The sequence below is a fragment of the Paracoccus rhizosphaerae genome (assembly GCF_026162645.1).
Classification (GTDB): domain Bacteria; phylum Pseudomonadota; class Alphaproteobacteria; order Rhodobacterales; family Rhodobacteraceae; genus Paracoccus; species Paracoccus rhizosphaerae.
In genome coordinates this window covers 1-15,185 of the sequence record NZ_JAOTBE010000074.1, presented here as the reverse complement: position 1 = coordinate 15,185, position 15,185 = coordinate 1, and the positions used below count along the sequence as shown (strand labels likewise).

Annotated in this window: 13 protein-coding genes and 2 pseudogenes; 7 read left to right on the top strand and 8 right to left on the bottom strand. The window is 65.5% G+C overall.

What is annotated here, in order from left to right; all coding sequences use genetic code 11:
- Positions 1 to 212: 212 nt before the first annotated feature.
- Positions 213 to 488, bottom strand: coding sequence for a hypothetical protein (locus OC184_RS17260; RefSeq protein WP_265508398.1), 276 nt, complete (start codon positions 486 to 488; stop codon positions 213 to 215).
- 187 nt (positions 489 to 675) lie between these two features.
- On the opposite strand from OC184_RS17260, the gene OC184_RS17255 reads away from it, so the two are divergent.
- From OC184_RS17255 to OC184_RS17225, 7 genes are all read left to right on the top strand, one after another.
- Positions 676 to 1,104: an acyl-CoA thioesterase gene (locus OC184_RS17255; protein ID WP_265508397.1), complete on the top strand. Its 429-nt coding sequence runs from the start codon at positions 676 to 678 to the stop codon at positions 1,102 to 1,104.
- Positions 1,105 to 1,296: 192 nt separating this feature from the next.
- Entirely contained in the window at positions 1,297 to 2,451 is a 1,155-nt protein-coding gene (locus OC184_RS17250) for an ABC transporter substrate-binding protein (protein ID WP_265508396.1), read from the top strand.
- A gap of 100 nt (positions 2,452 to 2,551) precedes the next feature.
- Positions 2,552 to 3,475, top strand: coding sequence for a branched-chain amino acid ABC transporter permease (locus OC184_RS17245; protein WP_265508395.1), 924 nt, complete (start codon positions 2,552 to 2,554; stop codon positions 3,473 to 3,475).
- Complete coding sequence (locus OC184_RS17240; RefSeq protein WP_265508394.1) at positions 3,472 to 4,467, top strand: branched-chain amino acid ABC transporter permease; 996 nt, start codon at positions 3,472 to 3,474, stop codon at positions 4,465 to 4,467. Before OC184_RS17245 ends, OC184_RS17240 begins: the two co-directional genes overlap by 4 nt.
- On the top strand, positions 4,464 to 5,216 hold the full coding sequence (locus OC184_RS17235; RefSeq protein WP_265508393.1) for an ABC transporter ATP-binding protein: 753 nt from the start codon (positions 4,464 to 4,466) through the stop codon (positions 5,214 to 5,216). The genes OC184_RS17240 and OC184_RS17235 overlap by 4 nt, the downstream gene beginning before the upstream one ends.
- Positions 5,216 to 5,902: an ABC transporter ATP-binding protein gene (locus OC184_RS17230; protein WP_265508392.1), complete on the top strand. Its 687-nt coding sequence runs from the start codon at positions 5,216 to 5,218 to the stop codon at positions 5,900 to 5,902. Before OC184_RS17235 ends, OC184_RS17230 begins: the two co-directional genes overlap by 1 nt.
- Positions 5,903 to 5,961: 59 nt before the next feature.
- Entirely contained in the window at positions 5,962 to 7,587 is a 1,626-nt protein-coding gene (locus tag OC184_RS17225) for a benzoate-CoA ligase family protein (protein WP_265508391.1), read from the top strand.
- 220 nt (positions 7,588 to 7,807) lie between these two features.
- Here the strand turns inward: OC184_RS17225 and OC184_RS17220 are convergent.
- The 7 genes and pseudogenes from OC184_RS17220 to OC184_RS17190 form a co-directional block, all read right to left on the bottom strand.
- Positions 7,808 to 8,109: pseudogene (locus OC184_RS17220) on the bottom strand (transposase); the annotation flags it as partial.
- Positions 8,085 to 8,210, bottom strand: a pseudogene (locus OC184_RS20730) (IS3 family transposase); the annotation flags it as partial. The pseudogenes OC184_RS20730 and OC184_RS17220, both read right to left, overlap by 25 nt.
- 945 nt (positions 8,211 to 9,155) lie before the next feature.
- Positions 9,156 to 10,322 carry a glycosyltransferase gene (locus tag OC184_RS17210; RefSeq protein ID WP_265508390.1) on the bottom strand — a complete coding sequence of 389 codons (1,167 nt, stop codon included), beginning with the start codon at positions 10,320 to 10,322 and terminating at the stop codon, positions 9,156 to 9,158.
- Between the two features lie 2 nt (positions 10,323 to 10,324).
- Positions 10,325 to 11,296 carry a glycosyltransferase family 2 protein gene (locus tag OC184_RS17205; RefSeq protein ID WP_265508389.1) on the bottom strand — a complete coding sequence of 324 codons (972 nt, stop codon included), beginning with the start codon at positions 11,294 to 11,296 and terminating at the stop codon, positions 10,325 to 10,327.
- Entirely contained in the window at positions 11,293 to 12,471 is a 1,179-nt protein-coding gene (locus OC184_RS17200; RefSeq protein ID WP_265508388.1) for a glycosyltransferase, read from the bottom strand. The genes OC184_RS17205 and OC184_RS17200 overlap by 4 nt, the downstream gene beginning before the upstream one ends.
- On the bottom strand, positions 12,464 to 14,503 hold the full coding sequence (locus OC184_RS17195) for an HAD-IIB family hydrolase (RefSeq protein WP_265508387.1): 2,040 nt from the start codon (positions 14,501 to 14,503) through the stop codon (positions 12,464 to 12,466). Before OC184_RS17195 ends, OC184_RS17200 begins: the two co-directional genes overlap by 8 nt.
- A gap of 441 nt (positions 14,504 to 14,944) precedes the next feature.
- On the bottom strand, positions 14,945 to 15,185 hold a 241-nt coding region (locus OC184_RS17190), incomplete at its 5' end, for a hypothetical protein (RefSeq protein ID WP_265508386.1).

The window sequence follows — 15,185 nt, the reverse complement described above, 5'->3', positions numbered from 1 at the left end:
CGGGAAGAAGGCGGCCCATTCCCGTTCGAAAAACTCCCAATCGATCAGCACCGCAAGCTTCACCAGCTCGTGGCGCGTGTCAATCATGTCGACCAATCGTGGACGGAGCAGGTCATCCTGCAGAGCATACTAAACCCCGCAATCCGAAGCGAGCAGAACCGCGGCTTCAGCACATCAGATCAAAACGGTAGGAGTTGTTCAGGCCGGACTAATTAGGAATGGGCCCAGATCCAACCGTGTTCGGTCTTCTCGAAGATGAAGGTGAAGGCGTCGTCGAACTTCTGCCGGGTTTCTAGCCAGACGAAATGGTTGCGGCGCATCTCGACCTCGGCACCCAAGCAATCAGCATGGAGCCCGCGGATGCGCAAGCTCAGCCTGTCCGCCGCCAAGACCAAGTCATGGCTGGCCTGCAGCCCCCCTACTTTCGTTGGCCGACAGTCGGTCTGGAAGCACAGAGCGACGCCCACGGTAACAATGGCGATACTCATCTCCAGACGATCCTTGAAGACAGGACAATTGTTTTGAAAGTGAAATGCAAGCGGCGTCTTTCTGTTGTAGCTTTCTTCTTGATGACAACTACCCGTGGTCAGCGTTGACAGAACCTTCGCGGCATATATGCTTCAAGTATAAATCATCACGTAGCCGCCTTGGCCCCCAGATATGCAAAGGATCCCCATGCCGTTCACCATCTCGAAGCCGTTGCGATTCGGCGATTGCGACCTGACCGGGATCGCCTATCACCCGGCCTACCTATCGATGCTGGTCGACGTGAATGAGGCGATGTTCGCCTCGTTCGGCGTCACCTGGAAAGAGATCATGTTCGATCGCAGGATGGGCCTGCCCACGCTGTCAATGAACATCCTGTTCACCAAGCCCGCGGTCTATGGAGACGTGTTGACCTTCAACGTGCATGTCCGCAAGGTCGGCCGAGCTTCGCTGGAGCTTGAAACCGTCGTGACCGTCGGGGCAGACGTGATATGGACGATTCAGCAGAAGATCGTGCTGACCTCGCTGGATACGCACAGGTCCACACCTTGGCCGGACGACATTCGAGCCGGGTTGGAGCGGTATCTGGAGCCGGCAGCCGACAAGAAGGTCATTTAGGTATGAATTAATTTATTGGCGCGTGTCATATAATGTTCTGGCATGACAGACTGATCCAGCCTACGGGCCCCGCGGATGTGCTTGAGGTTGAGGGAAACTGCAAAGCGGCGAAGATTCTTGTTGCCTTTTTTAAGCTTCAGGTATGAAGTTGTTTCCAACAAAAAAGAAGACAATCCAACAGGAGTCCACCGGATGCGCGCCACGGCCATTCTCTCTGCGCTTATGCTGACGACCGCCTCGGCCGCTTGGGCCGAGGAACCGCTGAAGATCGGCGTGCTGATGACCCTGTCCGGCCCGCCCGCGGTGCTGGGCGAGCATGCCCGTGACGGCCTGCTGCTGGCCGAACAGAAGCTGGGCGGTAAGGTCGGCGGGCGCGAGGCCGAGATCATCGTCGTCGACGACGAGGGCAAGCCCGATCTTGCCGCCCAGAAGGCGCGCGAACTGGTCGAGAGTGAGGGCGTCGATTTCGTCGTCGGCCCGATCTTCTCGAACATCATGACCGCCATCGCGGCGCCGGTGACGCAGGGCGGGGCGATCCTAGTGTCGCCGAACGCGGGGCCGTCGAATTTCGCGGGGCGCGACTGCAACCCCGACATCTTTGTCGTGTCCTATCAGAACGACCAGATGCCGCAGGTCCTGGCCGAGCACATGAACCAGCAGGGCATCGGCAGCGTCTATCTGTTGGCGCCGAACTATCAGGCGGGGCAGGACAGCCTGAACGGCTTCAAGGCCGCCTATGACGGTCAGGTCATGGGCGAGCTGTTCGTGCCGCTCGGCCAGCTGGACTTCTCGGGAGAGTTGGCGCAGATCGCGGCCTTCCAGCCGGCGGCGGTCTATGCCTTCATGCCGGGCGGAATGGGGGTGAACCTTGTCAAGCAGTGGAACCAGGCGGGCCTGTCTCAGATCCCGCTGATGACCGCCTTCACCGTGGACGAAACGACCCTGCCCGCCCAGCAGGGCGCGGCGGTGGACATGTTGACCGGATCGAACTGGGCCCCCGACCTGGACACCCCCGGCAATGCCGAGTTCGTGGCGGCCTTCAAGGAGGCCTATGGCCGGGTGCCCTCGCTCTACGCCATGGGCGGCTATGACGCGCTGATGCTGATCGACAGCGCGGTGTCCGAGGCCGGGACCGAGGACCGAGAGGCGCTGCGCGCTGCGCTGAAGGCCGCCGAGTTTCCCAGCCTGCGCGGCCAGTTCTCCTTTGCCGCCAACAACTTCCCCGTGCAGGACTTCTACCTGACGAAGGCCATCAAGGACGACGAAGGCAACTATCGCACCTCGGTCGTCGAGAAGGTCTTCACGGCCGCCAGCGACAGCTATGTCGGCGACTGCGCGATGAACTGACACCCTTTCGGGTCCACGCGGGCAGCTGACCTTTCCCTGGCAGGGCCAGGGGTTCGATGGCGGCTGCTCGCCGGAAAGACCTGCCAGAAAGGAACTTCGCATGTTCGATCTTTTCCTGCTGCAGCTTCTGAACGGGGCGCAGTTCGGCATCCTTCTGTTCCTGGTCGCGGCCGGCCTGACGCTGGTCTTCGGCATCATGGACTTCATCAATCTGGCGCATGGCGTCCTCTACATGATCGGCGGCTATGTCATGGCGATGGTGATGGGCACGACGGGCAACTTCTGGCTGTCGCTGGTGGCGGTCCTGCCGCTGACGCTGGCGGTGGGGCTGGTGCTCGAGGTGCTGATCTTCCGAAGGCTCTATGACCGGTCGCATCTGGACCAGGTGCTGGCGACCTTCGGACTGGTCCTTGTCCTGTCCGAGCTGTCGCGCATCATCTGGGGGTCGGCCCCGCTGTCGGTTGCCATGCCCGAGGCGCTGTCGGGCAGCGTCCCGCTGATCGGGCCTCTCAGCTATCCCGTCTATCGCCTGGCAGTGATCGGCATGGGCCTGGGGATCGCGCTGCTTTTGTGGTTCGTAATCGCCAGGACGCGGGTCGGGATGCTGCTGCGGGCGGGGGCGGCGAACCGGGCCATGGTCTCGGCCCTCGGGACCGACATCAACCGGCTGTTCATGCTGGTCTTCGCGGCCGGCGCGATGCTTGCGGGATTTGCCGGGGCCATCGTCTCGCCCATCCTGTCGGTCGATCCGGGGATGGGGGACAGCATCCTGATCCTGACCTTCGTGGTCATCGTGATCGGCGGTGTTGGGTCGGTCAAGGGCGCGTTCTGCGCCGCGCTTCTGGTCGGTGTCGTTGACACGCTCGGCCGGATGTTCGGCCCGATCTTGCTGCAATCGCTGCTGGACCCGGCGGCGGCCGCTCAGGCCGGGCGGACGCTGGCGCCGATGCTGGTCTATGTGCTGATGGCAGCGGTCCTCTTCTGGCGGCCGACCGGCCTCTTCGGGCGGAGCGTGGCGCGATGACCGACCTGTCACACATCCACGCTGCCGCTGCGCCGCGCACCCGCCTGGCCGGGCGCCTGAAGCTGGCGCTTGGCGTCTTCGCGATCATGGCGGTCGTCCCGCCGGTGGCGCAGGCCCTGGACGAGCCGTTCGTGGTCGTCATCGCCACCCGCATGATGATCTTCGCCATCGCGGCCCTGTCGCTGGACCTGATCCTCGGCTACGGCGCGCTGGTGTCCTTCGGCCACGCCGCCTATCTGGGGTTCGGCGCCTATGCAGTGGCGATCCTGTCGCGCGCGGGGATGGACGACCTGCTGATCCAGATCCTGGCGGCTATGGCAGCCTCGGCGGTCTTCGCGCTTGTCACCGGCGCGATCAGCCTGCGGACGCGCGGCGTCTATTTCATCATGATCACGCTGGCCTTCGGGCAGATGGCGTTCTTCTTCTTCGTATCGTTTTCGACCCTTGGGGGCGATGACGGGGTCGCGCTGGCCGCACGATCGACCATAGCGGGGATGCCGCTGCTGCAGGACGCCCAAGGCATGTTCTATGCCACGCTGATCCTGCTGATCGCCGTCTTCGCGGGCCTCTACCGGCTGACCTTGTCGCGCTTCGGCCGGGTGCTGACCGGCACTCGCGAAAGCGCCCTGCGGATGGAGGCGATCGGCTTTCGCCCCTTCCCCTATCAGCTGACGGCCTATGTCATCGCCGGCTGCCTCTGCTCGGTCGCGGGGGTGCTTTTGGCCAACCAGGCGATCTATGTCTCGCCGGCCTACATGAGCTGGCACCGCGCGGGCGAGCTGATCGTGATGCTGGTCCTCGGCGGGGTCGGCAGCCTGACCGGCGCGATGATCGGCGGGCTGGTAACGATCGCGCTGGAAGAGGGTCTGGCGCGCTACTCGGAACACTGGCGGCTTGGCTTCGGCATGATCCTGATCCTCGTGGCGCTGTTTTCGCCCGGCGGATTGTCGGGACTGCTCCGCCGCCTCGGACTTGTCAGGGACGGCAAATGAGCGAGGCCCTGCTGAGCGTTCGCAACCTGTCGAAATCCTATGGCGCCCTGAAGGTCACGCAGGACGTGTCCATCGATGTTGCAGAGGGGCAAATCCATGCCATTATCGGCCCGAATGGCGCGGGCAAAACGACGCTGATCTCGCAGCTGTCGGGCCAACTGCGCTCAAACGCGGGTCAGGTGGTCTATGCGGGCGAGGACATCACCCGGCTGGACATGGCGGCCCGTGTGCGGCGCGGTCTGGCGCGGTCCTTCCAGCTGACGACGCTGCTGCCCGGCTTCAGCGCGCTGGAGAACGTGGCACTGGCCGTGCAGGCCCGCGCCGGATCGTCCTTCCGCTTCTTCCGCCCGGCGGCGACCGAAACCGCGCTGAACGACGAGGCGATGACCCATCTGGCCAGCACAGGCCTCGCCGACCGCGCCAGTCGCATGGCCGGATCGCTGAGCCACGGTGAAAAGCGCCAGCTGGAACTGGCCGTCGCGCTGGCCACCCGCCCGCGCCTTCTGCTGCTGGACGAACCCCTGGCGGGCACCGGCCATGACGAGGCCGCGCGCTTGGTCGACCTCTTCGCCGCGCTGAAGAGCCGCGTGACGATGGTGCTCATCGAACATGACATGGATGCGGTCTTTGCGCTGGCCGACAAGGTCTCGGTCCTGGTCTACGGCCAGATCGTGGTGACCGGCACACCCGCCGACGTGCGCGCCGATCCCAAGGTTCGCGCGGCCTATCTGGGCGAGGAGGCCGCCTGATGCTGACTGTCGAAAATCTTCAGGCTTCCTACGGCGACAGCCGGGTGCTGTTCGGCATTGACCTCTCGGTCGCGCGGGGCGAGGTCGTCACGCTGCTGGGCCGAAACGGCATGGGCAAGACGACGACGATCCGCTCGGTCTTCGGGCTGTTGGCGCCGAAGGGTGGCCGCGTCAGCATCGACGGGCGCGACCTGACGGGGGCCGCCCCGCACAGGATCGCGCGCGCCGGCCTCGGCCTTGTCCCCGAGGGGCGGCAGGTCTTCGCCCCCCTGACGGTCGAGGAGAACCTGATCGCCACTGCGCGTCCCGGCAAATGGACGCTGATCAGGATCTATGACCTCTTCCCCCGCCTGAAGGAGCGGCGGCGGAACATGGGCGACCAATTGTCCGGCGGCGAGCAGCAGATGCTGGCGATCGGTCGCGCGCTGATGACCAACCCGCAGCTGATCGTCCTTGACGAGGCGACCGAGGGCCTGGCCCCGCTGATCCGCGACGAGATCTGGTCCTGCCTGCGCCATCTCAAGGACGACGGCGAGGCGATCCTGGTCATCGACAAGAACGTGGACGCGCTGGCGCGCTTTGCCGATCGTCATGTCGTGATCGAGAAGGGGCGCGTCGTCTGGTCCGGCACCACGAACGACCTGCGTGCCACCCCCGAGGTGAAGACCCGCTATCTGCAGGTCTGACATCGACCGCCCTGCCGGCGCGGCCGGCGGGGCCGAACCGCTTTTGCAAGGAGTTTCCCATGCTCGGCCCGAGCCTGCATATCGACAGCTTCTGCCGCGACCGCCTGCCGCCCGAGGATTGCCAGCCGGCCTATCTTCTGGATGGCTTCGACTATCCCGAACGCCTGAACGCTGCTGTCGAGCTGACCGACCGCATGGTCGAGCGCGGCTTCGGCGACCGCATCGCGCTGACGGGCCAAGGCCGCAGCCGCACCTATGCCGAGCTTTCCGACTGGACCAGCCGCATCGCCCGCGCCCTCGTCGAGGATTACGGCGTTGTCCCTGGCAGCCGCATCCTGATCCGCGCGGCAAACACTCCCGCCCTGGTCGCCTGCTGGCTGGGCGCGACCAAGGCCGGCGCCGTGGTCGTGAACACCATGCCACTGCTGCGCAAGAAGGAACTGCTTCAGCACACCGAAAAGGCCCAGGTCGCACTGGCGCTCTGCGACATGCGGATGCTGGACGAGATGGAGGCCTGCCTGGCCGATAGCGCGCATCTGAAGCGAATCGTCGCCTTCGACGGCACGAAGGGCCTCGAGGGCGAGCTGGACCGCGCCGCCGCCGCCAAGCCCGAAGGCCCGTTCTGGGTCGAGACGGGGCGTGACGACGTGGCGCTTTTGGGCTTCACCTCGGGTTCGACCGGGGTGCCGAAGGCTACGATGCACTTCCACCGAGATCTGCTGATCGTCGCCGACGCCTATGCGCGCGAAGTGCTGGACGTCCGCCCCGAGGATGTCTTCGTCGGCTCGCCGCCCCTGGCCTTCACCTTCGGACTGGGCGGGCTGGCGATCTTTCCGCTGCGCTTCGGCGCCTCGTCCGTGCTGCTGGAGAAGGCCGCCCCCGCCGACCTGATCGGCATCATCCAGGCGCACCGGGCCACGATCTGCTTCACCGCACCGACCGCCTATCGCGCTATGCTGGCCGCGATGAAGGAGGGGGCAGACCTGTCGTCGCTGCGCTGCGCCGTTTCGGCCGGAGAGACGCTGCCTGCCCCGGTTTTTGAGGCCTGGGTCGCGTGCACCGGCAAGCCAATCCTCGACGGGATCGGCGCGACCGAGATGCTGCACATTTTTCTGTCGAACCGTCTGGACGACGCCCGCCCCGGCGTCACCGGCAAGCCGGTGACCGGCTATCAGGCCAAGGTGGTCGATCGCTCTCAGGCCGAGGTTCCGCGCGGCACACCTGGCCTTCTGGCGGTGCGCGGGCCGGTCGGCTGCCGCTACATGGACGACGCGCGGCAGGCCGACTATGTGCGCGGCGGCTGGAATCTGACGGGCGACACGTTCATCCAGGACGAGGACGGCTATTTCCGCTTCGCCGCCCGCGCGGACGACATGATCGTGTCGTCCGGCTACAACATCGCCGGCCCAGAGGTCGAGGCGGCGCTGCTGGCCCATCCCGACGTCGCCGAATGCGGCGTGATCGGCGCCCCGGACGGCGCGCGCGGCATCATCGTACAGGCCCATGTCGTCCTGCGCCCCGGCATCGCCCCCTGCGAGATCAAGGCCCAAGAGCTGCAGGAATTCGTCAAGCGCAGCATCGCGCCCTACAAGTACCCCCGATCAGTCATCTTCACCGAGGCGCTTCCCAAGACCGAAAGCGGCAAGATCCAGCGCTACCGGCTGAAGGAGCAACAACAGCTTTAAGCTTATCAACCGGCCCGAACCACTGCCCCGAATTGCGGCCTTTGGCTTGGCTGTTGCAACATTGGTTCAGCCATCTCGGCTGCGATGGCAACCACGAGCACAACCGGTGGCAATGGGCTTGAACTTCCTGCTCCCGATAGAAATTCCAGTGTCATATCACCAGTTCTGCCTACCCAAGGGAGAAATCACGGCACAGGAGCCGCTTGGGTCGGGGTTCGTATCAATAGATGTAGGTTGCCGCGAGCGCGATAACTGAGAGGAAGACCTTGGTGCTGCGCTCATAACAGGTCGCCCCGCGCCTCCAATCCTTCAGCCTGCCGAACATGATCTCAATGCAACTTCGCCGCTTGTAGCGGCCCTCGTCATACTTGACTGGTGTAATGCACTTCGTTTGGCCAACGGTCCAGGCGCGCACTCCTTGTCCTGCACCGCATCTCTAAACCAAGCATCATGACCGCGATCCCCAAGCAGCCATTCGACGTTCGACAGGCAGCGGCGGCGAGATAGATGAAACCGCGCGCCATGGGGATGTAGGTGATGTCCATTGCCCGGACCGGATTGGGCCGGGTGATGGCCAGATTCCTCAGCAAGTAGGGGTAGATCTTGTGTTCCGGCGCCGGTTCCGGAATGTTGGGTTCGCGATAGCGCGCCTCTATCCCCATCCGCTTCATCAGCGTGGCAACGTGCAGTCGCCCGACCTCTAAGCCTTCCTGGCCCAACCCTGCAGCATTCGGCTCCCTGCGAACGGGAATTCGATGTGCAGCTTGTTGATCCAATGCATCAGTTTCAGATCAGCATCCGACATTAGGGGGGGCTTGTGATAGACGCTGCCCCGGCTGATCCCCAGCACGAGGGCCTTTCGGCTTACGCTCAGCTTTGCTGTAGGAGCGACCATCTTTTTGGTCCTGGCAACAGACCCGCCTTTCCGAGCGCACGGGACACCGAAGCAGGGACCGTGGCTCCAGCGGAGCCGCGTTAGCCCTGCGGAGCATCATTCCTGTTGCCCATTTTCAGATCTGGGCAAGTAGTGTTTTTAGGTCGATCCCGTTTAGCCTTCGGCGTGTCACCGAAGACACCTGTCGCACCTTGCAGCAACTGGTCACGCCACTGCTTGATCCGTTTGGGGGGCATCAACGTCCTGTGCCAATTCGATCAAAGTCCGCTCGCCTTTGATCTCGGCTACCGCCACCTTGGCCTCGAAGGCCGGGCCATAGTTCCGCGCGGTCGTCTCGTCATGGTCATCTCCTCGTCCAGTGGAGCAATTTCTGGCCCGGCTGATACGGGGGAAGTCCACTGATACCGGCCGTCAGTTTTCCCCAGCCACCTCGTCGATGAAGCCGAGGAACCTCTCCGCAACTTTGCCGCCTTGGGCGGCGGCGCCGCGGGCATCCTGCAGCTTGTTGAAGCAGCTCTTTCCCAGGTTGCGCAGCCGCTAGAGTGTCCTATCCACTGCAATGGGCATCTCGGGTGATTCCGAAACGGCATCGGAGCCCGCGTCGCCGCAAGACCCGACAAGCGTCAGCGAGGCGTACGATTCCGACGCCCATGCTTTCGCGCCCGGCATCCGGTCAGACGGCACTTGCCTTGGGGATCAGCAGGCATTCGGGGAGTTCGATCTCGGGAAAAGCGACGGGTTCGCACGGTTCAGCGACACTGGCACGTGCGAGGGCATAGAGCCTTTCGTAGCCCTCGACCATTCGTTCCAGGGAAAACCGCGTCTCGACCCGGTGCCGGGCGCGCAGGCGCGGGATCTGCATCGCCGCAACAAGTGCCGCGTCCAGGTCCGACCCGTCCGGCGCGGCGTAGCACCCCGCCTCTCCGATGACCTCGCGCACCGCGCCCATGTCGACAGCGGCGACGGGGGTGCCGCAGGCCATCGCCTCGATCGCGGTCAGGCCGAAGGGTTCGTCCCACTGCGGCGTGAACAAGAGCACCGACGCCGCCCCATAGGCGGCCGCCAGATCGCCAGCCGAAGCATGCCCGCCATAGCGGACCCCACCGCCCAATGCCGGCCGGACATAGGCAGCGAAATAGTCGCTGTCCTCGATCATGCCGAGGATCGTCAGCGGCACGCCCGCCTTGCGGGCCGCCGCGATGGCCAGATGCGGCGCCTTGTTCGGGGTGATCCGCCCCGCCCAGACTGCGCTGCCATCGCCCGTGGGGCTGAAAGGCCACGCCGACAGGTCGATCCCGTTCGGCACGATATGCGCCGTGTTGGGCGCGCCCTCAGGCCAATAGCCGGTCAGATGAGGGGCCGAGCAGCCGGTGATGCGGTGCCACGGCGCCACGCTTTCGTGGATGGCGCGAAGCAATGCGTCGAAGGGCGGGACATGCAGCGAGGTTACCATCGGAACGCGCGCGGCCCGCGAAAGCCGCGGCGGATAGCGGTGCAGCGTGTTGTTGTGGATGATGTCGAATCCCATTCCGCCGATGAGATCGAGCGCGTCGGCATGAGCCGCATCCAGATAGGCATCCAGCCTGTCGGTGCCGTGGAACTCGTGCCACGGAAAATCCCTGTCATAGTGGCGCGGCAGCAGCGGCTGCAGGGGCACCTGGACGCGGCTGTCGCCGGCGGCGAACAACACCACCTCGTGTCCCCGCGCAGCCAGGCCATGCGCCAGTGCGTGTGAATGAGCCTCCATCCCGCCCATGAAGGGGGGCGCAACGGGATGACGGCAATGGGCCAGAAGCGCGATCCGCAGGGGCGTGACGGGCGGCTTTGTCAGGACAGGCACCCCTATTCTGCGGCGGGCAAAAGCATCGCCTTCTGCGCCCGCTCTACCGCCGCCGTACGTTCGGCCGTCGTCAAGGCATGATCCGCCTTGAGCTTGTCGATGACGCGGCGGGAATTGGCGTAGGGCATGTGGCCCTGCTGTTCGCAGAGGTCGAACTCGGCCGGCCCCGGCTCTCGCAGCACGACGATGCCGCGCGGGGTGTTGAGGATCAGCCCCATCAGCTCGAAGGCGTAGAGCCAGTGCTCCATCGTCCGGTGGCCCCATTTGGCGGCGAAGACCTCGGTGTTGCGCAGGACGGAATGCAGGTGATGGACCGGCGGCATGCAGTGGAGGTGATACTGGTGATAGACCCGCCCGCCTTTGATCCACCAGATCGGGGTGCCCGCTACGGACAGGGCGCGGCCGAAATCGGTATCCTCGCCGCCATAGCCGGTGAAGGCCTCGTCGAAGCGCGGGCTGGCCTGCCAGTCGCTGCGATGCATGGCAAAGTTCAGCGACCAGAAGCAGCGGTAATCTCCGCAGGCCTCGATCCCGCGCGCGGGCGGACCCTGGCGGTCAGAGTGCTTGACGGCAACGCCGGCGAAGCGGTCGAAGTCCAGCCCGTCATCCGTCGCGCCCTTTGGCAGATAGAGCACCTCGCCCATGAACAGGCCCCACTGCCCCTCCATCGCCTGAAGATAGCCGGCGATCAGGCCGGGCTCGGGAATGCAGTCCACGTCGACGAAGATCAGGACATCGCCGCTGGCGGCGTCCGCGACGGTGTTGCGGGCGGCGGCGAGCGGCAGCTCGGGCGCGGTCACGCGGATCTGTCGGATGGGGAAATCAGTCTGTGGCAGGTCGGTATAGTCCGCATCCTGCATGACGCCGATGATCAGCTCGACCGGGGGGTGCGTCTGCGCCTGAAAGCCCCTGATGACGTTCTTCAGATGGGCCTCACGACCCGAAGCGATGGTCAGGGCGGATACTCGGGTCATGCGGTGGCTCCTTCTGTCTGTCGCGCCGATGGATGATGCAGGGAACGGGGATTCATTGGGTGATCGGCCCAAAGTTTCCCCGCAAGGGTTTCCAGCCAGGCGGCGGCACCCTCGGCGGCGCCCTGTCCGCGAAGGGCGGCTTGCGCGGCCGGGTCATGCGCCGCGAAGGCGGCCGCGACGGCGTTTTGCCAGGCATGGGCGCTGGAGGGGAGGTGCGGCAGGTGCAACGCGGCACCGGCCCGTGCCAGCGCCTCGGCCTTCAGGCGCTGCTCGTCGAAATAACGCCATTCAGGGACCACGATCCAGGGCCGCCCGGTCGCCAGAACGCCAGCGCAGGTGGTGTTGCCGGTCGAAGACACCACAAGGTCCGCCGCCGCTATATAGGTGTCGGGATCGTCCACCCAGCCCCGCAACTGCAGATTTGCGCCTTGTGTCGCATGCCAGTCGGCCTGGACCTGTCCGATCGCCAGCCATTGCCAATCCGGAAAGGATCGCGCCGCGATGCCAAGCGGTGCGGCGGCGAAACCGCTGCCGCCCCCGCCCGAAATGACCAGCGCGACCTTTGCGGCCGGATCGATGCCAAGCGCCCGCCGCGCCGCGTCCCGGTCCGGTGGCGGAACGGCCGGCACGCCCAGGCCCGGCGCGAAATGCATCCTGCCCGCGAACGGCTGCCAGTCGGGCTGCGCCAAGGCGGCGGCGAAGGGCGCCAGCAGTCCGGCGGCGCCGGTATAGGCGGCCCGGTGGCCGGGATCGGTCCGCTCCCCGTGCTGCAGCACCTTCACATGCGGGACCGAACAGATGCGGGACAGCTGCGCGATCTCGGCCGAGACGTCGCAGATCATCAGGGCGGGGTCCTCCTCGGCGAACCACGCGACAATCTGCGCCATGGCCTGGCGGATGCCCGGCCAGCCCAGTGGCGCGCAGTGCAGCGTCTCGGGGGTCGGGATCTGGTCCATGTCACGTTCATCTCCCGTCCGCTCGAAGAGCGAGGGGATCGTCACGACCTGGGCATGCGGCGGCAAGGCGGGGAAGATGTCCCGGCGCGCGCAGAAGATGGTGACGGGCCTCGCGGGCGGAAGTGCGTTCACTATTGCGGCGCAGCGTTCGGCATGGCCGCGCCCTTGGTGGTGAACGAAGTATCCGAACGGGCGCTGCGGGGTCAGGGTGTCACGCATGTTGCAACCGACGCCTGGAGACGGGCCGCGCCAGCCCAAGCCGCGCCAGCCCGTCCAACACCCCCGCCGCATGGGCGTGTGGGCTGTGATACACTTCCTGTCCGTGCAGCCCCGCCAGTTCGGCAAATGCATTCACCGGCAGGATTGCCGCGCCGCTGGCCGCCAGCATGTCAGCATCGTTGCCGCTGTCGCCCGCCGCGATGCAGTCCCCCAAGTCAAGGCCATGCCGGGCGGCCTCGAACGCCAGGGCGGCAGCCTTGCCTGCGCCAGCCGGCAGGATGTCGATGAAGCGCCCGTGCGAGGGGATCACGCGCGCGGCGATCCCCCTGCGCGCCAGATCAGCCTCGATCCGGCGGGCGACTGCCGCGCTGCCGAACAGCGACAGTTTCCAACGCCGCTGCTCGCATTCCGCTTGCCATGTCACTTCGTGCCGCCTGACCATGGCCATCACCGCCGCGCGATCCCAGCCTTTGTCGATGGCTGCGGCGTAATCGGCGCAGCGCAGAACGCGGTCGCCCGAGGACCAGCGCCAGATCTCTGATCCGACCGAGGTGATGAACACGTCCGGGCGCGGCAGCTCCCACTCGCCCAGCACCCGCCGCGCCTCGCCGATCGACCGGCCGGTCGCGACGGTGAAAAGCATCCCGGCATGGCGCGCGGCGTGCCAATCCGCAAAGCGTCGCGCGGCGACGGGGCAGCCCGTCAGCGTGCCGTCGATGTCAGATGCAAGGATGCGTTCCACCCCCCGCCGCACCGGCGCGGCGCGGCGCGTCAGGTTGCGGCAGACCGGTAGCACGCGACGCGTCCAGGACGACCAGTTGAAATGCTGCAGCGCCCGTTCTTGCGCGGCCTCGACCGCGGCCGGATTGGCGTCCAGCATTCGCAGGCAGGCGGCGGCGATGGCGGCGGGATCGTCCGGCGCCACCAGCACGCCGTGGCCGATCCGATCCAGGATGTCGACGGGCCCGCCATTGCAGGTCGCGACGATCGGCACCCCGGCCTGCGCGGCCTCGATCAGCGTCAGGCCGAAGGGCTCATGCCGGGCCGGGTTCACGAAGACACCACCTTTCGCCGCCCTGGCATAAAGCGCGCGAAGTGCCGCGTCGTCATGGCGCGACGGCAGCGCCACCCTGCCCCACAGCCCGTGCCGGTCGACCACGTCGAAAAGTTCGCGGATCACCTCGGCCTGTTCGTCGGCACCTGCCAGACCCGCGCGCAGCCCGGCCAGGATCACCAGGTTTGCGCGTGCCTGAAGCGCAGGATTTGCGGCGTAAGCTTCGACCAGTGCGGACAAATTCTTCTTGCGGACCGGCCGCGCCACCGCCAGCAGGATGGGCAGGTCCGGCCGGCGCAGGAAGGGCGCGATCAGGCGGTCGCCCGCGGCTGTCCCCCGGTCCGGGGCCAGCGTGACCCCCGGCGGGATGCAGCTTGTGCGACCTTCGGCCTCGGCATCATAAGCGGTCACCTGCCGCTCGGCCTCGTCGCGGGATGAGACGACGATCGCCCCCGCGCCGGCAATCGCCGCCATCTCGGATGCCAGTCGGGAGGCGAGCGCGGGATCGGACGCCGCGCCTGAACTCTTCTGCAAGGCTAGGGAATGCGGTGTATAAATCCAGGGAATGCCGAACCGCGCCTCGGCCGCCTGCGCCAACCGTGCTGCATCGGCGAAATGGGCGTGGATGACATCGGGTTTGCGCTCCATGCCGTCGATCATCGCGCAAAAGGTACCGGTCAAGGCGGGGATCTCGGCCTCCAGCCGTTCTTTCGACAGATAGTCGCGGCTGGCGGTCCGAAGCCGCAGGATGCGGCAATTGTCCGTAATCCGCTCGACCGGAGCCGCGTGAACGGGATCGTGCTGCGCCCCGGCGAAGGCGCGTGTCACGATGTCGACCTGCCGCACCTCGGGGCATTCGGCCAGCGCCGTCGCGGCGCCCAAGACATAGGCAATGTGCCCGCCCGTGTCCTCGGTAACACCGTAAAGGACCGGCGGGGCCTTGAGGCAGCCGCCCAAGGCCAAGTGAAGCAGATACATTGGTGACGCCCTCTGGTGCGGTCCAGCAACGTCCGGCCCGCTTGCCCAGGCCTCAACCATCTTCTTCCGGATTCGGTTCACACCGAGTGGTAATGAAGTAATAAAAGTTAGCTCTTTGTTGTGACGAGGCGACGTCGTAGCGTGTGTTCGACAGCGTCCCATGCACGTTGGTTGCTGGAGCTTGCGATATCCGCAGGGGCTTGGTCTTCAGGCTAGGACGTATTCACCGCGGCGTCACGGAGCTTGCGATTGACCAGCAGGCTGACGATCTATGTCGCGATGCAGGGGGCCCTGCCTGTGACCGTAGTGTCCGGACCTGCACCCCCCGTCCTGGTCATCTACCTCATGTTTCAAAGTCGCCCCTTCCCTTAACCTAAGGGAAGGAAGCGCTGTTCCCTAGTGATGGAAAGGTAACGTCCCTCTGTCCTCTAATCGCCGTCGTCAAGAGTTTATCTTCTGCGGTTCATCCTGCGTGCCGGGCTCTGAGGTTCTCTCCGCGGTCGCCGCTTGGGGCCGCATGTTTGCGTTCAGGGTTGGGCTGATCGAAGGGGGGCGGTCGTCGCCGCAGTCCAGGGAGCGATCTCTACTCGCCGTGCGTCCCGGCTGGACGCATTCGGTCACCTTCGCGGCTTCGAACAGGCACTTCCTGGTAAAGCCGTCGCCACGCTTGAACACTCGCCCG